Origin of the sequence: Streptomyces sp. NPDC052225 (genome assembly GCF_040679615.1) — a bacterium.
Lineage (GTDB): Bacteria > Actinomycetota > Actinomycetes > Streptomycetales > Streptomycetaceae > Streptomyces.
This window is the reverse complement of sequence record NZ_JBFAVD010000044.1, coordinates 1-19,797: the sequence shown is the minus strand read 5'-3', so window position 1 is coordinate 19,797 and position 19,797 is coordinate 1. Positions and strand designations below refer to the sequence as shown.

The following is a 19,797-nucleotide window of genomic DNA, read 5'->3' as shown; positions in this document are numbered from 1 at the left end:
GCCCGGTCGTCCAACAGACACCTGCCGGTGAGTCTCCGCAGTGCGGTGTCGGCCTCGCTGCTGGCTGCGAACGCTGACCACCCTCTCCGCCGCCTGCGGCCGGCAGCATGCCGTCACCGGCGCGCCCCCCTCCAACAGCGCCGGTGACGGCCCCTCCCCTCGCCGTCCGCTTACGTCCACTCCCTTGACTGGCAATAACTTTCCGGATATTCGTTGCGCGCGGAAGTTTCCTTCACTGCCGTTCCTCCGGAAGGAGCGCAAGTGCGCCACCGTCAGTCCAGCAAGGGTTTCTCCAGACGTACGCTGCTCGCCGCCGCCACCGCCGGTGTCGCCGCCACCGCCCTGAGTGCCGTGCCCGCTCAGGCCTCGGCCCCCTCCGACAAGGCCCTCAGGAAGCTCATCTCCGGGATGTCCCTGGAGGAGAAGGTCGGCCAGCTCTTCGTGATGCGGGTGTACGGCCACTCGGCCACCGCCCCCGACCAGGCCGACATCGACGCCAACCTCAAGGAGATCGGCGTCCGTACCGCCGCCGAGCTGATCGACAAGTACAAGCTCGGCGGCATCATCTACTTCGCGTGGGCGCACAACGTCCGCGACCCGCACCAGATCGCCGACCTCAGCAACGGGATCCAGAAGGCCGGGCTCCGACAGCCGTCCCGCGTACCGTTGTTGATCGCCACCGACCAGGAGCACGGCATCGTCTGCCGGGTCGGCAAGCCCGCCACCCTGTTCCCCGGCGCGATGGCCCTCGGCGCGGGCGGCTCGCACGCCGACGCCCGCAAGGCGGGGCAGATCGCCGGTGCCGAGCTGCGGTCCGTCGGCATCGTGCAGGACTACGCGCCCGACGCCGACGTGAACGTCAACCCGGCCAACCCCGTCATCGGCGTCCGCTCCTTCGGCGCCGACCCGCAGGCTGTCGCCGGGATGGTCGCCGCCCAGGTCAAGGGCTACCAGTCGGCCGGGATCGCCTCAACCGCCAAGCATTTCCCGGGACATGGCGACACCGCCACCGACTCCCACACCGGCCTGCCGGTCATCACGCACACGCGCGAGCAGTGGGAGCGGCTCGACAAGCCGTCGTTCGAGGCCGCGATCGCCGCCGGCATCGACTCGATCATGACGGCCCACATCGTCGTACCGGCCCTGGACCCGGCCGAGGACCCGGCGACGCTCTCGCACCCCATCCTCACCGGCATCCTGCGCGAGGAGCTCGGCTACGACGGCGTCGTCGTCACCGACTCGCTCGGCATGGAGGGCGTACGGACGAAGTACGGCGACGAGCGCGTCCCCGTCCTCGCCCTCAAGGCGGGCGTCGACCAGCTCCTCAACCCGCCCAAGCTGGACGTGTCGTGGAACGCGGTGCTCAATGCCGTGCGCGGCGGCGAGCTGGCCGAGGCTCGGCTCGACGAGTCGATCCTGCGGATCCTGCGCCTGAAGGCGAAGCTGGGACTGTTCAAGGAGCCGTACGTCACGCATCGCGGCGTCGACCGCACGGTGGGGACGGCCGCGCACCTGGCCGCCGCCGACCGCATCGCCGAGCGGACCACCACCCTCCTCGTGAACAAGGAGGGGCTGCTCCCGCTCGCCCCGGCCACGCACAAGAACGTCCTGGTGCTCGGGGCCAACCCGGCGTCGCCCTCGCTCAGCGACGGCCCGCCGACCACCGTCATCGGCGCCGCCCTGACCGAACTCGGCTTCACCGCGACGGTGCTGGCGACCGGGACCGCGCCGAGCCAGGCGACGATCGCGCAGGCGGTGGCGGCCGCGCAGGGCAAGGACGCGGCGGTCATCGGCACCTACAACGTGGGGGCGGGCAGCGCGCAGCAGTCCCTGGTGAACGCCGTCGCCGCGACCGGCGTCCCCGTCGTCACGCTGTCGATGCGCAACCCGTACGACGTGGCCCAGCTGGGCGCTTCGGACGCGCATGTGGCGGCGTACTCGTGGATCGACGTCGAACTGCGGGCCGCGGTACGGGTCATCGCGGGCGAGGCCGAGCCGCGAGGGAAGCTGCCCGTCCCCGTGCAGAAGGCCGACGACCCGACACAGGTGCTCTACCCGATCGGCTACGGCCTGACGTACTGACGGGCGGTACTGAACCGAACGCACCCGGCGTACGCCGCGCACCGCGCACGCCACCTCCAACTGGCGCAAAGCCCCTTGCACACCTGGCGTGCGCCCGCTTCCGCGGGTCACGCTAGGTGCGTATATCGGGGGGATTGCCATGCTTGCGCGGACGGTCGGGGTGGTGTGCGCGGCGTCGATGCTGACGCTCGCGCTGGTGGGGTGTCAGGGGTCGTCGGATCCGCCGGACGACGGAGGGAGCCCGACGTCGCCGCGTCCGCTGCGGTCGCCGTCCGGGTACGGGGCGGTGTTCCTGGCGGTGGACGAGTGCAGTTCACGCGGGCGCACGTCGTTCAACGAGGTGCCGTGCAGCAGCGAGCGGGCCGTCGCCAAGGTCGTCGCACGCTATGAAGGCCTGCCGTCGGACGGCCCGGCCTGCCCGGCCGCCACCGACTTCGTCCTGCACATCAGCGAGAACCGCCCGGCCTCGGACGAGAACGGGGACGGGGCGGTCGCCCAGGGCTACGCCTGCATGCGCAACCTGGAGGCGCCGCACCCCGGCGACCCGGGCGGCGGGGGCGGGCCGCGCACGGTCGTCGGCGACTGCGTGTACTCGGCGGGCACCGGGCAGGTCCGCGAGACGGAGTGCGACGGCTCGGGCGAGCGGGCACCGCAGTACCGGGTCACGAAGGCGGTCACCGCCCGCTCGGCGTGCCCGCCGTCGACGTCCCTGTACGTGACCCTGGGCGGGGCCGAGCCCGTCGGCTGCGCGGTGAAGCTGTGACCGGCAGACGCGAGGGAGGGGGCGCACCCGCGTGCGCCCCCTCCCCTGTCACCGCTCCCCCGTCACTGCTCCGGCATCACGGGCGGAGCTTCAGCTCCCGTGCCCCGTCGACCCGGTCGAGCTTCGCGTCGCGCGGCGCCTTGGCCGTCGTACCGGACAGACCCGCCCACGCGAGGATCCGCGAGGTGGCGAGGGCCTTGTCGTCGGCCTTCAGGCCCGCCACGTTGGCGCCGTGGTTGGCGTGCGGCGCGGTCAGGACGTACGCGTCGCGGGCTCCGGCCCCGAGGCGGAAGCGCTCCGCGCCCCACGGGTCGTTGTCGCCGTAGACGTACAGCATGTGGTGGGCGTGGTGACGCACCCACGTGTCGACGTCGCGCATCACCCACGGCTGGAACTTCATGGGGATGTCGCGCGGCACGAAGTTGCGGGGCGGCTGGTAGCCGTAGCGCGACAGGTCCGCGAGCCAGGGCTGCTTGATGTCGGGCGAACCGAGCTGGGTGCCGGCCTGGTAGTAGTACGGCGTGTACTGGGTCAGGCCCTGGTCGGCGTACGAGGACCAGCCGCCGACCTCGTCGACGTAGTCGAAGAGCGCCTGGTCGGTGACGGTCGCGGCGTCCGGGACGTCGGCGCAGGCGGACTCCGGCTGGTACTGCCAGAAGCCCCAGAACAGGTCGAGGACGGTCGCCTCGTACGCCTTGTCCAGCGAACCGACCGTGTTCACGGTGTAGTTGTTGGCGGCGAGGTACTCCTTGTACTTCGTCTCCAGCGCGTCACGCCGTACGAGCGTCTCGCGCTGCACCTTCTGGAGCGCGACCCGGCAGGCCTCGGGGCCGACGTTCGCGAGGAAGGTGTCGTACGCGGAGTCCTCCTTGTCGACGACGTCGTTGGGGGCGACGTAGGCGACGACGCCGTCCATGTCGCGCGGGTAGAAGCGCTCGTAGTAGGTGGCGGTCATGCCGCCCTTCGAGCCTCCGGTGGTCAGCCAGTTCTGGCCGTAGATCGGCTTCAGCGCCTGGTAGATGCGGTGCTGGTCGCTGGCCGCCTGCCAGATGTCGAGCTTGGACCAGTCGGCGGGCTGCGGCCGGGACGGCGTGAAGAAGCGGTACTCGACGGAGACCTGGTTGCCGTCGACGATCCGCGTCGGCTCACTGCGCGAGGGGTTCGTCGAGACGTTGTAGCCGCTGGTGAACATGACCGTCGGGCGGCTGACGTCCTTGTGCAGCACGGTGATGCGCTGCTGGAACGTGCCCTTGGACGGGTGCTTGTGGTCGATCGGCTGGGTGTAGTTGAGGACGAAGTAGCGGTAGCCGGTGTACGGCTTCTCCTCGATCAGGCTCATGCCGGGTATGGCGAGGAGCCGATCCTTGATGTCTGTGGCCGCGGCGGTCGCGGGCTGTTCGACGGCCGCCGCCGTCGAGACCCCGGCCGCACTCACGGTGCCTATGAGCACCACGAGCGACAGCAGCCATCTGAGCGCTTTGCGCATGCACCCTCCCCTGGAGATACACAGATGCGCTCCGGAAGCTATCGGAGCAACTCGCGTACCACCAGGGGTGCTTGGTGTCCGCTCAGCGCAACAGCCCGTTTCGTCCCGGGAGTTGCCTCAGAATTTGACCCAGCCCGAGCTGCGGGACGCGCCGCCGACCCTGCCCTTCACACGCACCCAGCGGTGGCCGGTGTGCACGGTGACGGGTCCGGCGTGGTGGGTGTAGCGGCCCTCGTCGACGACGGCGCGGCTGCCGCGCGCCTGGACGCTGACCGCCATGGTCTGGCGGCGTCCGGTGCGCTCGGCGTAGGTGACGGCGCAGATGTAGTCGCGCTTCTTGTAGACGACCGTGCGGCCGGTGGCGAAGGTCAGGGTGCGGACCTTGTGCCCGCCGCACAGCGAGGCGGCCTGCGCCCCGCCCGCCCCGGGCCCGCCCACGACGAGCAGCCCGGCGCCGACCAGCGCGGACAGGGCGAGCGCGAGGACGCGGCGTGGCCGGCGTACGTCACGTATGCCGTCGTCGTCACCTCTTCGCATCGCAGCCCCTCCCGTCACAGCGTCCCCAGCGTACTGATGAACGGACGCGACATGCGGGGCCGATGGTTGCATCAGCCCCACCCGGAGCCCCCGCTCACGCGGCAGCCGTCGCGTCCTCCCCCACGAACGTGCGCCACAGCGCCGCGTACTTTCCGTCGCGGGCCAGGAGTTCCTCGTGGGTGCCGTCCTCGGCCACGCGGCCGTGGTCCATGACGACGACGCGGTCCGCGCGGGCCGCCGTGGTGAGGCGGTGGGCGACGACGAGGGTCGTGCGGCGGCCCGCGATGCGGTCCGTGGCCTGGTTGACCTGGGCCTCGGTGGCGAGGTCGAGGGCTGCGGTCGCCTCGTCGAGGAGGAGGATGTCGGGGTCGACGAGTTCGGCGCGGGCCAGCGCGATCAGCTGGCGCTGGCCGGCCGACAGGTTGCGGCCGCGCTCGGCGACCTCGTGCAGGTAGCCGCCCTCCAGCGTCGCGATCATCTCGTGCGCGCCGACCGCGCGGGCCGCCGCCTCGACCTGGGCGTCGGTGGCGTCGGGGCGGCCGTAGGCGATGGCGTCGCGGATCGTGCCCTGGAAGAGGTACGCCTCCTGCGGGACGACGCCGAGCCGGTGCCGGTACGCCGTGAGGTCGAGGTCGCGCAGGTCGGTGCCGTCGACGGTGACCTTGCCGCCGGTCGGGTCGTAGAACCGGGCGACCAGCTTGACCAGCGTCGACTTGCCCGCGCCGGTCTCGCCGACGAAGGCGACGGTCTGGCCCGCGGGGATGTGCAGCCGTACGTCGTTCAGGGCCGCCTCGTCCTCTCCGTACGCGAAGTCGACGTCCTCGAAGGCGATCTCGCCGCGCAGCGAGAGCACGTCGAGGGGTTCGCGGGCCGCCTTCGTGGAGGTCGGCTCGCGCAGCAGTTCCTGGATGCGGCCGAGGGAGACGGTCGCCTGCTGGTAGCCGTCGAAGACCTGGGAGAGCTGCTGCACGGGGGCGAAGAACAGGTCGATGTAGAGGAGGTAGGCGACGAGCGCGCCCGTGGTGAGGGTGCCCGCGTCGACCCGGTGCGCGCCGACCATCAGGACGGACGCGGCCGCCACCGACGACAGGAGCTGCACGAACGGGAAGTACACCGAGATCAGGAACTGGCCGCGGATGCGCGCGGCACGGTAGCTGTCGCTGTGCTCGGCGAACCGCCGCCCGCCGTCGTGCTCGCGCCGGAACGCCTGCACGATGCGCAGCCCGGCGACGGTCTCCTGAAGCTCGGCGTTGACGACGGAGACGCGCTCGCGCGCCAGCTCGTACGCCTTCACGCTGGAGCGGCGGAAGAAGAACGTGCCGATGATGAGCGGCGGCAGCGTCGCGAACACGACGAGCGCGAGCTGCACGTCGATGACGAGCAGGGCGACCATGATGCCGAAGAACGTGACGACCGAGACGAACGCCGTGACCAGGCCCGTCTGAAGGAACGTCGACAGCGCGTCGACGTCCGTCGTCATACGGGTCATGATCCGGCCGGTGAGTTCCCGCTCGTAGTAGTCGAGTCCGAGCCGCTGGAGCTGGGCGAAGATCTTCAGGCGCAGCGAGTACAGGACGCGCTCGCCGGTGCGGCCCGTCATGCGGGTCTCGCCGATCTGTGCCGCCCACTGCACGAGGACGGCGACGAGCCCGAGCGCCGCCGCGGCCCAGACCGCGCCGAGCGCGAGCTGCGTGACGCCTTCGTCGATGCCGTGCCGGATGAGGACGGGCAGCAGCAGGCCGACGCCCGCGTCCACCGCGACCAGGGCGAGGCTGATGAGCAGCGGCGCCCCGAATCCGCGCAGCAGGCGGCGGAGCCCGTACGACTCCTCGGGCGTGGCGGCCCGCGCCTCGTCGATGTCGGGGGTGTCGACGGCCGGCGGCAGCGCGTCGACCTGGGCCAGGAGCTCCGGCGTCGCGGGCATCCCGGCGAGGGCGGTGTCCTTGGGCTCGCGGTCGCCGGTCCACAGCCGGGGCGTGACCCCGCGCTCGGCGTCGAACTCGGCGTCGAGTTCGTCCCGTACGGAGGTGTCCTCGGCGGGGGCCTGCGCCACGGCGTGGCCGGGCGAGACGCCGCCCAGCTCGTCGGGGTCGGTCAGCAGGCGCCGGTAGAGCGGGGAGCCGGCCTCCAGCTCCTCGTGCGTGCCGATCGCGGCGAGCCGCCCGCCGTCGAGGACGGCGATGCGGTCGGCGAGGCCGAGGGTGGAGCGGCGGTGGGCGATGAGGAGCGTGGTCCGGCCGGCCATCACGCCGCGCAGGGCCTCGTGGATCTCGTGCTCGACGCGGGCGTCCACGGCGGAGGTGGCGTCGTCGAGGACGAGCAGGCGCGGGTCGGTGAGGATGGCACGGGCGAGCGCGACGCGCTGGCGCTGGCCGCCGGAGAGCGTGAGCCCGTGCTCGCCGACCTTGGTGTCGTAGCCCTCGGGCAGCTCGGCGATGAACCGGTCGGCCTGCGCCGCGCGCGCCGCCGCCACGATCTGCTCGTCCGTGGCGTCCGGAACCCCGTACGCGATGTTGTTGCGGATCGAGTCCGAGAACAGGAACGAGTCCTCGGGCACGAGCCCGATCGCCGCGCGCAGCGAGGTGAGGGTCAGCTCGCGCACGTCGTGGCCGCCGACGAGGACGGCGCCGTGCGAGACGTCGTAGAAGCGGGGCAGCAGCAGCGAGACGGTGGACTTGCCGGAGCCGGAGGAGCCGACGACGGCGAGGGTCTCGCCCGCCCGGATCTCGAAGGAGAGCCCGTCGAGGACGGGCCGCTCGGCACCGGCGTACTCGAAGGACACGTCGTCGAACTCGACGGTCGCCGGAGCGTCGGCGGGCAGTTCCTTCGTGCCGTCGGTCAGGGACGGCTCCGTGTCGATGAGTTCCAGGACGCGCTCGACACCGGCCCGGGCCTGCTGCCCGACGGTGAGCACCATGGCGAGCATGCGGACCGGGCCGACGAGCTGCGCGAGGTACGAGGAGAAGGCGACGAACGTGCCGAGCGTGATCTGCCCGCGCACGGCGAGCCAGCCGCCCAGGGCCAGCATGGCGACCTGCCCGAGGGCGGGGACGGCCTGGAGGGCGGGGGTGAACTTCGAGTTCAGCCGGATCGTGCGCAGCCGCCCGGCGAACAGCTTCCGCCCGACCTCCCGCAGCTTCCCGGTCTCCTGGTCCTCCTGCCCGAACCCCTTCACGACGCGTACGCCGCTGACGGCGCCGTCGACGACACCCGCGACGGCGGCGGCCTGCGCCTGCGCGTACCAGGTGGCGGGGTGGAGGCGGGAGCGGGAGCGCTTGGCGATGAACCAGAGGGCGGGGGCGACGGCGAGCGCGACCAGGGTCAGCGGCAGCGACAGCCACGCCATGATCACCAGGGAGATGAGGAAGAGCAGCACGTTCCCGATGGTCATCGGGAGCATGAAGAGCAGGCCCTGGATCAGCTGGAGGTCGCTGGTGGCACGGCCGACGACCTGCCCGGTCGACAGCTCGTCCTGACGCCGCCCGTCGAGCTTCGTGATCGTCCCGTACATCTCGGTGCGCAGGTCGTGCTGGACGTCGAGAGCGAGCCGGCCGCCGTAGTACCGGCGGATGTAGGTCAGCACGTACACGACGACGGCCGCGGCTATGAGAACGCCCGCCCACACCCCCATGGAGCGGGAGTGGTCGCCGATCACGTCGTCGATGATCACCTTGGTGATCAGCGGGACCAGCGCCATGACGGCCATGCCGCCGAGGGAGGCCCCGAGCGCGAGGAAGACGTCCTTGGGGTAGCGCATGGCGTACCCCCACAGCCGCTTCGCCCAGCCCCGTCGCTCCGCCACGCCTGCCGCCTCTCGTCCACCCACTGCTGTCACTCACCTGCTGATGTGCCGTGATGACCAACACGGGGCGGGGCGGATTTCATCCCGCCGCAACAATCGGGGGCCCGCCCCGGCACTCACAGGCAGTGCCCAGGCACGCCACAGCCCCCGCCCACCCGGGCCGTGCACCTTTCACGGGTGACCTCCGCGACCGAACCGCTTCCCCACGCCCCCGCACCGCCGCCGCCGACGGCCGCGCCGACCGCGCACCGCGCCCCGCGCTGGTCGCTGCCCGCGCTGCTCGCGACCCTCGCGCTCGCCGCGGTGCTCTACGCCGTGCACCTGTCCGGCAACGGCCTGAACAGCTTCTACAGCGCCGCGATCTACAGCGGCACGCAGAGCTGGAAGGCCTGGTTCTTCGGCTCCATCGACGCCGGGAACTTCCTGACGGTGGACAAGCCGCCGTTCGCCCTGATGGTGATGAGCCTGTTCTGCCGGGTCCTCGGCTTCGGCACGTGGCAGATGATGGTGCCGCAGATCGCGGCCGGGCTCGGCACGATCTGGATCCTGCACTCGTCCGTGAAGCGGGTGTGGGGCCACGCGGCCGCGGCGATCGCCGCGCTCGTCCTCGCGCTCACCCCGATCACCGTCGCCATCAACCGCGACAACAACCCGGACACCGTCCTGGTGCTCCTCATGGTGGGCGGCGCGGCCCTCGCGCTGCGCGCCACCCGTGACGGCAGGCTGCTCCCGCTGCTCGCGTCGGCGGCCTGCTTCGGCCTCGCGTTCAACACGAAGATGCTCCAGGGCTACATCGCCCTGCCGGTCGTCTTCGCGGTGTACGTGTACGCGTCCCGCCTGGGCTGGGCGAAGAAGGCCCGCAACCTGGCCCTCGCGGCCGTCGTCCTCGCCGTGTCCAGCTTCTGGTGGGCGACGGCCGTGTCCCTGGTGCCCGCGTCCGAGCGCCCGTACATCGGCGGCTCGACGGACGGCTCCGCCTGGGACCTGATCATGGGCTACAACGGCCTCGGCCGGATCCTCGGCGGCGAGGGCAACGGCGGGGGCGGGGGCGGCAGCTTCTCCGGCAGTGCGGGCCTCGGCCGCCTCTTCAACGACACCCTCGGCGGCCAGATCTCGTGGCTGATCCCGTTCGCGGCGATCGCGCTGGCCGGCGGCCTTGTCCTGCGCGGCCGCGCCCCGCGCGCCGACCTCACCCGCGCCGCGCTCGTCCTGTGGGGCGGCTGGCTCCTGCTGCACTACGTCACCTTCGCCACCGCCGAAGGCACCATGCACCCGTACTACACGACCGCCGTCGCCCCGGGCGTCGCGGCGCTGTGCGGAGGCGGCGGCGTGATGCTGCTGCGCGCCTTCCGCGCGGACAGGCGGTGGGCGTGGGTGCTGCCCGGTGCGCTCGGCGTGACCGGCATCTGGGCGGCCGTGCTGCTGCGCCGCGCGTCCGGCTGGAACGGCTGGCTGTGGCCACTGGTCCTCGTGGTGACGGCGCTGGCGATCACGGGCCTGCTCGTCTTCCGTACGGCGACGGGCCACCGGCTGCGGCTGTTCGCGGCGGCGGTCGCGGCCGCGGTCGTCGCGTCGGTGGCGGGCCCGGCGGCGTACTCCTTCGCCGAGCCGTTCGCGTCCGGCGGGGGCGGCGGTATGGGCGGGACGAATCCGACGGCCGGGCCCACGACGGGGAGCGGCGGAACGGGCGGCCCCGGAGGCGGTGGCGGCGGCGACCGTGGCGGCTTCCCGGGCGGGGGCGGGATGCCGGACGGCCGGAAGGGCGGGTTCACGCCTCCGAACGGCTCGGGCGAGATGCCCGGCGGCGGACAGATGCCGGGCGGTGGTGATACGCCCAGCGGCGGTGAGACGCCCAGCGGCGGAGACATGCCCGGCGGCGGAGAAACACGCGGCGGAGGCGGCACGGACGGAATGAGTGGCATGGGCGGCATGGGCGGCAGCGTCGACAGTGACCTGATCGCATACCTGGAGAAGCACCAGGACGGCGCCAAGTGGCTGCTCGCGGTGTCCAATTCGCAGTCCGCCGCGCAGATCATCCTCAGCACGAAGAAGCCCGTCATCTCCATGTACGGCTTCTCCGGCTCGGACAAGGGCATGACCGTCGCCAAGCTCAAGCAGTTGGTGAGGGGCGGACAGTTGCACTACATCCAGGTCGGCGAGAACGGCATGGGCGGGGGCAACGACGTCAGCTCCGCCGTGACCGCGTGGGTGAAGAAGCACGGCACGGCGGTGAAGGCGAGCGAGTACAGCAGGAGTTCGTCGTCAGGCGCGTCGTCGGACGCGTCCCCGTCGCTCTACCGACTGGACCCGTCAGACGTGAAGTAACCACCACAGAATGGCCCTTGACGCTGCGTCAGGGGCCGTTCCCGTGTCACACAACTGACGCAAAATGTTCATCCAAACTCTACGTGTCCATGTCACTCTACGCGGGTTGCCCCTCATTCAACCCGCGTAGATCGGACGGACACCCCCCATGCCCGGAACCCACATACGCACCGCCGCTCTCGCCGCGGCCGCGCTGATGGCGGCCGTAGCCCTCCCCATGACCACCGCGGCCCCCGCCTCCGCGACGACCACCGCGTACGACTCGACGTACTACAAGAACGCGATCGGCAAGACCGGCACGAGCCTCAAGTCGTCGCTGCACACGATCATCAGCAGCCAGACCAAGATCTCGTACTCCGCGGTCTGGAACGCCCTGATGGTCACCGACCAGGACCCGAACAACAGCAACAACGTGATCCTGCTGTACAGCGGCGTCTCGCGCGCCAAGTCCCTCAACGGCGGTGACCTCGGCGACTGGAACCGCGAGCACACCTGGGCCAAGTCCCACGGCGACTTCGGCGAGGTGACGGGCCCCGGCACGGACCTGCACCACCTGCGCCCCGCCGACGTCCAGGTCAACAGCATCCGCGGCAACAAGGACTTCGACAACGGCGGCAGCGCCGTCACGAACGGCGGCGGCAGCCTCACCGACACCGACTCCTTCGAGCCGCGCGACGCGGACAAGGGCGACGTGGCGCGCATGATCCTCTACATGGCGGTGCGCTACGAGGGCGACGACGGCTTCGCCGACCTGGAGCCCAACGAGTCGGTGAACAACGGCAGCAACCCGTACATGGGCAAGCTCGCCGTGCTCAAGCAGTGGAGCGACGAGGACCCGCCGAGCGCCTTCGAGGAGAAGCGCAACCAGGTCATCTACGACACGTACCAGCACAACCGCAACCCGTTCATCGACCACCCGGAGTGGGTCGAGGCGATCTGGTAGCGGCTCACGGGCGCGGGGCCGCGGGCAGGACGACCACCCGCGGGCCCGGCGCCTTCAGTGCCGTCGTGAGGTCCTCACGCAGGGAGTCCGGGGACGCGCGGACCGCGGGCACGGCGAACGACTCGGCGAGTGCCGTGAAGTCCGGGGCGCCCTCCGTCCCCTCGACGATCAGCCACGTCACGTTCAGCGACTCCTGCCGGGCCGTGGCCAGTTCGGCGATCGTGTGGAGCGCTGTCGTGGTGTCGGAGACCGCGAGGACCGGGGTCGTCGGGTCGGCGACGGCGGCCCCGAGGGCGGCCGGGAAGGCGTAGCCCGGGGCGCCCGCGCCCTGCGCCGAGTGCATCGCTCCCGGCCAGGACGTCCAGGCGCGGGCCGTCAGGGGGGTCAGGTCCCAGAAGGAGGCGGCGCGGGGCGGGAGTGCCTCGCGGATCGACGTCAACAGGGCCTGTTCCGGGTCCTGTTCGGGGGCGGCAGCGGCCAGGAGCTGCGCGACCCGGGCCGGCGCCTGGTCGTCCGGGCGGGGCTCGACCGTCTCCAGGAGTGCCTGGAGTGCGAGGCGGGCGTCCGCGTGGATGCCGAGGGCGGGGTGGTTCGCCTCCAACTTGCCCGCGTCCGCGTCGACTTGGATCACCTGGCCGCGCGGCGCGAAGGCGTGGCCGTGCGTGGTCAGCTCGCCGAGGCCCGTGCCGACGGCCAGGACGACGTCGGCGTCCTCCAGGAAGTCCGTCACGCGGCGGTCGTCCGGCCACGTGCGCAGGGAGAGCGGGTGGGTCCGGGGGAACGCGCCCTTGCCGCCGTACGTGCACACGACCGGCGCCGACACCTTCTCCGCCAGCGCCTTCAGCTTGCCCGCCGCGTCGGCGCGTACGACACCGCCGCCCGCGATGATCACGGGGCGGGCCGCGTTCGCCAGCAAGTGGGCGGCCACGGCGGTGAGTTCGGGGCGCGGGACGAGTTCGTGCGGGGTCGCGTCGGCCGCCGTGACGGCCGGAAGGCGGGCCGGTGCGAGGAGGACGTCCTGCGGGATCTCCACGTACACCGGGCCGTGCGGCGCGCTCAGCGCCGACTCCCATGCCTCGGCGATCGCGGACGGGATCTGCGACTGGGTGCGCACGGCGTGGACGGACTTGACGACATCCCTGAACGCCGCCTGCTGGTCCCGGAGTTCGTGCAGATGGCCGTGACGGCCGCCGCCGAGCCCCGCCACCGGCACCTGGCTCGCCACGACGAGCACCGGCGCCGACGCGGCCGCCGCCTCCTGGAGCGCGGGCAGCGTCATCAGCGCGCCGGGCCCGGCCGACACGAACAGCGGGGCGACCTCCCCGCTCACCCGCCCGTACGCGTCCGCCGCGAACCCGGCGCCCAGCTCCGTGCGCAGACCCACGTACCGGATCAGGTCGCAGCGGCCCAGCGCGTCGAAGAGGCCGAGCGCGTGCTGTCCCGGCAGGCCGAAGACGGTGGAGGCGCCGAGACCCGCGAGGGTCTCCACGACCAGGTCGCCGCCCGTGCGCCCCGGCGGCGGGTTGAGCGCCGCCTCGATCTGGCGGGGCGTGGGGCTGAGGACGAGGTCGTGGTCGTGGGTCATCGGCGTTCCCATCAGTTCTTTCGGCAGCGCGCGGGTCAGGCCGTGCGCGCCTCCGCGATCTGCCGCGACATGATCGTCGTCAGCTCGTACGCGGTGTGCGACGCGGCGACCGCGGTGATCTCCGCGTGATCGTACGCGGGCGCCACCTCGACGACGTCGGCCGAGACCAGGTTGCAGGAGGCCAGGCCGCGCAGGATCTCCAGGAGCTCGCGGGACGTCATGCCGCCCGCCTCCGGCGTCCCGGTGCCCGGCGCGTGGGCCGGGTCGAGGCAGTCGATGTCGATGGAGATGTACAGCGGGCGGTCGCCGATGCGCTGGCGCAGCTGGTCGGCGACCTCGTCGGCGCCGCGGCGGTAGATGTCCGCCGAGGTGACGATGCCGAAGCCCATCTTCTCGTCGTCCGTGAGGTCCTGCTTGCCGTAGAGCGGGCCGCGGGTGCCGACGTGGGAGAGGGCGGACGTGTCGAGGATGCCCTCCTCGACGGCGCGGCGGAACGGCGTGCCGTGCGTGTACTCGGCGCCGAAGTACGTGTCCCAGGTGTCCAGGTGCGCGTCGAAGTGCAGCAGGGCGACCGGGCCGTGCTTCTTGGCGACGGAGCGCAGGAGCGGCAGCGCGATGGTGTGGTCGCCGCCGAGGGTCATCATGCGGGCGCCGGTGCCGAGGAGGTCGTCGGCGGCGGCCTCGATCGTCTCGACGGCCTCGTTGATGTTGAACGGGTTCGCCGCGATGTCACCGGCGTCGGCGACCTGGGCGAGCGCGAACGGGGACGCGTCCTGCGCCGGGTTGTACGGGCGGAGCAGGCGCGAGGCCTCGCGGATCGCGTTGCCGCCGAAGCGGGCGCCGGGGCGGTACGAGACGCCGGTGTCGAAGGGCACGCCCACGACGGCGACGTCCGCCGTGCCGACCTCGTCCAGGCGGGGCAGCCGGGCGAAGGTCGCGGGGCCCGCGTAGCGCGGGATCCGGGACGAGTCGATCGGGCCGCGGGGCGTGGGGTGCTCGCTGGTCATGGCGTGCCTTTCACGTGAACTGACGTACAGGGGGTGTGGTTGCTCAGGATCCGTACAGCTCGGGGCGCCGGTCCCCGAAGACGTCGTTGTGGTCGCCGAGCCGCTTGTCGCGGGCCTGCGCGAGATCGCAGGACGCGAGCAGCAGCACGGGCCCTTCGGTCGGGGTGTGCCCGGCGAGCGGGAAGCCGTCGGGGTCGACGATGACGGAGCCGCCCGTCCAGGTGACCCCGCGTTCCTCGCCGGCCCGGTCGCAGGCGGCGACGTACATCCGGTTCACGGCGGCATCGGCCTGGACGCGGACGACCTCGCCGGGGCGTTCGCCGGCCGGGCGCGGGAACAGCGGCCAGTTGACGGGCGCGCACAGCAGCTCGGCACCGGCGAGGGCCGTGCGCCGCACCCACTCGGGGAACTCGACGTCGTAACAGACCATGACGCCGATCCGGCCGACGTCCTCGACGTCGACGACGGGCGGCGCCGCGTCGCCGGGGACGAAGAAGTCCTTCTCGGTGCCGAAGAGGTGGGCCTTGCGGTAGACGGCGCGGACGGTGCCGGTGGGGTCGACGAGGACGGCGCTGTTGCGGACGAGGCCGTCCTCGTCGAGCTCGGCGAAGCCCGCCACGAGGGTCACGCCGTGCCGGCGCGCGGCTGCGGACCAGGCGGTGACGGTCGGGCCGTCGGCCGGTTCGGCGAGCGCCCGCGCCTCGGCGGCGTCCGCGAAGACGTAACCGCTGTTGGCGAGCTCGGGCAGCACGATCACGCGTGCCCCCGCGCCGGCCGCGACGTCGATGGCCTCCTCGGCGGCGGCCAGGTTCGCGGCGACGTCGCCGACCCCGAGGGCCAGCTGCGCACACGCCACGGTCGTCGTCATGCGGGCATCTCCTCGGGTCCAGGGTCTCGGCGTCCGTACAGGAACGTAACGTCGGCGAGCGCCCGCTTCGATCGCCCCCAGGGCGAATCAGGACCAGAGGCATGGACATCACGTCCATCCGCCATCGGTGACACTGAAGGCATGGCGCTGCTCCTGTCCGACCTGGTCGACCGCCCCGAACTGCATCTGTCCGTCGCCGCGTGCCCCGAGCGCCTCGACCGCCCGGTGCTCGCCGCGCACGCCTCCGAGCTGGTGCGCCCGGGGCCGTGGTTGCAGGGCGGCGAGCTGCTGATGACGATCGGACTGCTGCTGCCGATGGACGTGACGTCCTGTCGGGCCTACGTCGACGACGTGACGGCGGCGGGCGCGCACGCGCTCGCGCTCGGCCTCGGGCCCGACCTGCCGCACCAGGAGGCACCGGAGCCGCTGGTCACGGCCGCGCGGGAGGCGGGTCTGCCGCTGCTCACGGTCGGCGCGGAGGTGCCGTTCATCGCGGTGACGAAGGCGGTGTTCGCGGCGCAGGCCGCCGAGCAGCGGGCCGCCGTGGAGAGTGCGTTCGAGACGCAGCGCCGGCTGACGGCGGCGGCCGCGGCAGGGGGCGGCCTGACCCCGACCCTGGACGCGTGGGCAGCGGCCACCGGCATCCGCGCCCAGGTCACCGACCCGCTCGGCCGGGTCATCGCGGGCGGTGTCCCCGACCCGGACGGGGCCAGCGCCGAGCTGGTGCGGCGGGTCGCGGCCGGCGGGCTGCGCTCCAGCGCGGTCGCGCCGGGGTTCGAGGTGCAGCCGCTGGGCGCGCGCAGGCTGCGCGGCATGCTCGTCCTCGCGGGCGAGCCGGGGCCCGACGCCCGCCTCCTCATCTCCGGCCTGGTGTCGCTGCTCTCCCTGGAGCTGGAGCGCCGCCATCTCGCCGACGAGCCGGAGCGGCGGCGCAGGGCGGGCCTGCTCGGCCGGCTCCTCGACACGTCGACCACCGCCGAGCAGGCCGCCGACGTGCTGCGCGGGGCGGGGCTCGCGGCGGACGCGGTGTGCGGGGTGGCGGTGGCGGCGCCGACCGACGAGGCCGCGCGCGAACTGGCCGCCGACCTCGCGCTCGCGGTGCCCGGCGGGCTGACCCGGACCCGGGGCACGCTCGTCGAGGCGGTCGTCGGCGAGGGGGTCGACCTGGACGCGGCCCTCGCCCACTTCGCGGCGGGCTGCCCGGCCGGCATCGGCTCGGCCGTACCGCCGGGCGCGGCCGGTGCGTCGCTGCGCGAGGCGGGCGGACTGGTCGAGCTGAGCCGCACGGCGGGGCATCCGGTGCGGGCCCGCGCCGACCGGTCCAGCGCGCTCCTGCTCGACCTCGGCGACCGCTCGGCGCTGACCGGTTACGCGGACGCGCTGCTCGGCCCCCTCGACGCGGCGGACCCCACGGGCGCGCTGACCCTGACCCTGTCGACGTGGCTGGACCACGGCTGTTCCTGGGACGAGACGGCCCGCGCCCTGACCTTGCACCGGCACACGGTCCGCAACCGCCTCGACAAGATCGCCCGCCTCACCGGCCGCCGCCTCGACGACGGCGACGACCGCTTCGACCTGTGGCTCGCCCTGCGGGCGCGCCGGGCGGCCGGGCGCGCTTAGGCGGCTTCCCTCTCGGGTTCGGTGGCCGTGGCCGTAGTCGTACGGGAGTCACGAGCCGTACGCGCCCGGGACCGCGAAACCGCCACGCCCGCCAGGCACAGCACACCGCCGAGCAGGGTCAGCCAGCCCGGCACCTCGTCGAGGAACAGCCAGCTCAGCAGGACGACGATCGCGGGGACGGCGTACGTCGTGGCGCCCATCTTCCCGGCGGGCGTGCGGGCCAGGGCGTACGTCCAGGTGGTGAAGGCGAGGGCGGTCGGTACGACGCCCAGGTAGACCATGTTCAGCGTCGCCGACATCGGCGCCCGCGACACCTCCCCGGCGAGCTGCCCGGCGAAGGGCAGGCAGACCGCGGTGCCGATCAGGCAGCTGAACATCGTCACCTGCAACGGGCTGCCGTACGACAGGGCCGGCTTCTGCGCGACCACGCCCGTCGCGTACGCCACCGCGGCGAGCAGGCAGAGCACGACGCCGAGCAGCGAGGTCGACCCCTCGGTGTCGCCCGAACCGGCGGACATCGACAGGCCGACGACGACCGCGCCGCCGAACGACACCGCCATGCCCGCGACGAGCCGGGGCGGCAGCGCCTCCCCGAGCAGACGCGCGGCGAGCAGCGCCATCAGGATCGGTCCTACGTTGACCAGGAGCGCGGCGGTGCCGGCGTCGACGAGCCGCTCGCCCCAGTTCAGCGCGACCATGTACCCGCCGAACCAGACGGCGCCGGAGATCACGATCCCGCGCCAGGCCCCGCGCGGCGGCAGCCCTTCGCGCCGTACGAGCATCAGCACGCCGAGCACGACGGAGGCGGCGAGCAGCCGGCCGAGGGCGAGCGCGCCCGGCGAGTAGGCGGCCCCCGCACTCCGGATCGAGACGAAGGCGGACGCCCAGGCGAACACGGTGAAACAGACGGCGCCGACCGTGAGCAGACCGGGGGTGAGGGCGCTCCGGGACGTGAGCGGGGTGCGTGAGGTCATGCGGGAAGCGTACGGAGAAAACATTTCGGCGTCCACCGAAATGACTCCGGGGTGGTCTCGGCGTTCAGCGCCACGCCTGCGCCGTAAGACCGAGCAGCTCGCGCAGCACCCGCTCACCGTCGTCGGTCACCCGCAGCGCCCGGCCGGCGTCACGCGCGACCCAGCCCTGCCCCAGAGCACGTGCGTACAGCCGCGCGCCCGCGACCCCGCCCAGGTGGCGGCGGCGCTCCGTCCAGTCCATGCAGGAACTCGCGAGCGGCCTGCGACCGTGGTGGTCCAGGTCGACACCGGCCCGCCCGAACCAGTCGCGCCCGGCGTCGGTGAGCTCGAACACCCCGTCCGTACGCAGCAGTTCACGCTCCTCAAGGGCATCGGTCACGGCCATGCCGAGCCGCCCCGCGAAGTGGTCGTAGCAGACGCGGGCGCGGGCCAGCGGGTCCGGCGCGGCGACCACCGGCACGGTGTGCGCGGCGTCCCGGTCGGGGACCGCGTGCGAGGCGAGGGCGTCGACGAGGCGGGCGGTGCCGGTGTCGGCGATGCGCACGAGACTGTGCCGCCCGTGCCGCTCGGTGACACAGACGCCCGCGTCCACCAGGCGGGCCAGGTGGCCGCTGACGGTGGAGGGGGCGACGCCCGTGATCCGGCTCAGCTCACCGGCGCTCCAGGCCCGCCCTTCGAGCAGGGCCATGCAGATCGCGGCGCGGGTCTCGTCGGCGAACACGGCGGCCAGGGCGGCGAGTCGGGCGGCGGGCGCCACGGCATCAGCATCGGCATTCATGCCCCCAGCATGCCGCAAGAGTTCGGCGAACACCGAACTGTCAGCGGGGCGACCTTCCCGCCCCCGTGGTCCCACTCCTCGGAACCGATCACGGGCCCCCAGCGGCCCCCGGCACAATGGGACGCATGCCGATACCCGGGATTCCCAGTGATACTCCGACCCGAGCCGCCCTGATCGACCACCTGGTCCGCACCCGTATCGCGGGCGATGTGGCCACGCCCCGCGAGAACAACCTCTCCCACTACCGGAAGCTCGCCAACGGTGACCGGCACTTCTGGCTGGGGCTGGAACTCGGCGACCGGTGGAGCGACGAGCAGGACGTGCTCGCGGTGATGGCGGAGCGCTGCGGTGTGGTCGACGACCCGGAGCACCGTTACGGCCAGGACACCATCGACCCGGAGCTGACGGTCGACGCCCTGGAGCGGATGGCGGCCCGGCTGCGCAAGGCGGCCGAGGACCGCCAGAGCGTCCTGTTCGCGACGGGCCACCCCGGCGGGCTGCTCGACGTGCACCGCGCGACGGCGGCGGCGCTGCGCGCGGCGGGCTGCGAGATCGTCGTGATCCCCGAGGGCCTGGCCACCGAGGAGGGCATGGTCTTCCAGTTCGCGGACGTGGCGATGCTGGAGCGCGGGGCGACGCTGTGGCACACGCACTCCCCCGACCCGATGACCCGCATCCTCGACGGCCTGGAGTACGAGGGCCGCCCCCTGCCCGACCTCGTCGTCGCCGACCACGGCTGGGCGGGCTGCGCGGCCCAGCGCGGGCTCGACTCCGTCGGTTACGCGGACTGCAACGACCCGGCGCTGTTCGTGGGCGAGGCCGAGGGCACGATGCAGGTGACGGTCCCCTTGGACGACCATGTCACCAGCCCGCGCCACTATGACCCGATGACGGCGTACCTGCTGGACGCGGCGGGTCTGCTGGACTAGCGGTTGTCCGGCGGCTGCGGCTTCGGTGGGGGCTGGTCGCGCAGTTCCCCGCGCCCCTGAAGCATGCGCTGCGCGCAGCTTCCCAGGGGCGCGGGGAA

General features: G+C 72.7%; 14 protein-coding genes. 6 read left to right on the top strand and 8 right to left on the bottom strand.

Annotated elements, in window-relative coordinates; all coding sequences use genetic code 11:
* Nucleotides 1-261 precede the first annotated feature (261 nt).
* On the top strand, nt 262-2,082 hold the full coding sequence (locus AB0L37_RS36545) for a glycoside hydrolase family 3 protein (RefSeq protein ID WP_365515821.1): 1,821 nt from the start codon (nt 262-264) through the stop codon (nt 2,080-2,082).
* Nucleotides 2,083-2,221: 139 nt separating this feature from the next.
* Nucleotides 2,222-2,845, top strand: coding sequence for a hypothetical protein (locus AB0L37_RS36540; RefSeq protein ID WP_365515818.1), 624 nt, complete (start codon nt 2,222-2,224; stop codon nt 2,843-2,845).
* 76 nt (nt 2,846-2,921) lie between these two features.
* Here AB0L37_RS36540 and AB0L37_RS36535 read toward each other — a convergent pair whose 3' ends face one another.
* From AB0L37_RS36535 to AB0L37_RS36525, 3 genes are all read right to left on the bottom strand, one after another.
* Nucleotides 2,922-4,331 carry a S28 family serine protease gene (locus AB0L37_RS36535; protein ID WP_365515816.1) on the bottom strand — a complete coding sequence of 470 codons (1,410 nt, stop codon included), beginning with the start codon at nt 4,329-4,331 and terminating at the stop codon, nt 2,922-2,924.
* A 117-nt stretch (nt 4,332-4,448) separates the two neighbouring features.
* Nucleotides 4,449-4,868: a hypothetical protein gene (locus AB0L37_RS36530; protein ID WP_365515813.1), complete on the bottom strand. Its 420-nt coding sequence runs from the start codon at nt 4,866-4,868 to the stop codon at nt 4,449-4,451.
* Between the two features lie 94 nt (nt 4,869-4,962).
* Nucleotides 4,963-8,670 carry an ABC transporter ATP-binding protein gene (locus AB0L37_RS36525; RefSeq protein ID WP_365515810.1) on the bottom strand — a complete coding sequence of 1,236 codons (3,708 nt, stop codon included), beginning with the start codon at nt 8,668-8,670 and terminating at the stop codon, nt 4,963-4,965.
* 177 nt (nt 8,671-8,847) lie between these two features.
* On the opposite strand from AB0L37_RS36525, the gene AB0L37_RS36520 reads away from it, so the two are divergent.
* Nucleotides 8,848-10,995, top strand: coding sequence for a glycosyltransferase family 39 protein (locus tag AB0L37_RS36520; RefSeq protein WP_365515807.1), 2,148 nt, complete (start codon nt 8,848-8,850; stop codon nt 10,993-10,995).
* A gap of 148 nt (nt 10,996-11,143) precedes the next feature.
* Nucleotides 11,144-11,938 carry an endonuclease gene (locus tag AB0L37_RS36515; protein WP_365515804.1) on the top strand — a complete coding sequence of 265 codons (795 nt, stop codon included), beginning with the start codon at nt 11,144-11,146 and terminating at the stop codon, nt 11,936-11,938.
* 4 nt (nt 11,939-11,942) lie between these two features.
* Here the strand turns inward: AB0L37_RS36515 and AB0L37_RS36510 are convergent, their stop codons facing one another.
* Genes AB0L37_RS36510 through AB0L37_RS36500 form a run of 3 tightly spaced genes read right to left on the bottom strand, consistent with a single transcriptional unit; the run spans nt 11,943 to nt 15,398 of the window.
* Nucleotides 11,943-13,523: a thiamine pyrophosphate-binding protein gene (locus tag AB0L37_RS36510; RefSeq protein WP_365515802.1), complete on the bottom strand. Its 1,581-nt coding sequence runs from the start codon at nt 13,521-13,523 to the stop codon at nt 11,943-11,945.
* A 35-nt stretch (nt 13,524-13,558) separates the two neighbouring features.
* Nucleotides 13,559-14,530: an agmatinase gene (gene speB, locus AB0L37_RS36505; RefSeq protein WP_365515799.1), complete on the bottom strand. Its 972-nt coding sequence runs from the start codon at nt 14,528-14,530 to the stop codon at nt 13,559-13,561.
* A 43-nt stretch (nt 14,531-14,573) separates the two neighbouring features.
* Entirely contained in the window at nt 14,574-15,398 is an 825-nt protein-coding gene (locus AB0L37_RS36500) for a nitrilase-related carbon-nitrogen hydrolase (protein ID WP_365515796.1), read from the bottom strand.
* 141 nt (nt 15,399-15,539) lie between these two features.
* Between AB0L37_RS36500 and AB0L37_RS36495 the strand changes: the two genes are divergently transcribed.
* The gene (locus AB0L37_RS36495; RefSeq protein WP_365515793.1) at nt 15,540-17,018 is read left to right on the top strand and encodes a PucR family transcriptional regulator; all 1,479 of its coding nucleotides are present in this window, start codon (nt 15,540-15,542) and stop codon (nt 17,016-17,018) included.
* On the opposite strand, the gene AB0L37_RS36490 is transcribed toward AB0L37_RS36495, so the two are convergent.
* On the bottom strand, nt 17,015-17,992 hold the full coding sequence (locus AB0L37_RS36490) for a DMT family transporter (protein WP_365515790.1): 978 nt from the start codon (nt 17,990-17,992) through the stop codon (nt 17,015-17,017). The genes AB0L37_RS36495 and AB0L37_RS36490 overlap by 4 nt on opposite strands.
* A gap of 64 nt (nt 17,993-18,056) precedes the next feature.
* Nucleotides 18,057-18,770, bottom strand: a complete 714-nt coding sequence (locus AB0L37_RS36485) for a winged helix-turn-helix domain-containing protein (protein ID WP_365515788.1) — start codon at nt 18,768-18,770, stop codon at nt 18,057-18,059.
* Between the two features lie 125 nt (nt 18,771-18,895).
* Between AB0L37_RS36485 and AB0L37_RS36480 the strand changes: the two genes are divergently transcribed.
* A complete protein-coding gene (locus AB0L37_RS36480) occupies nt 18,896-19,699 on the top strand; it encodes a phosphatase (RefSeq protein ID WP_365515785.1) in 804 nt (267 codons plus the stop codon).
* Nucleotides 19,700-19,797: the final 98 nt, after the last annotated feature.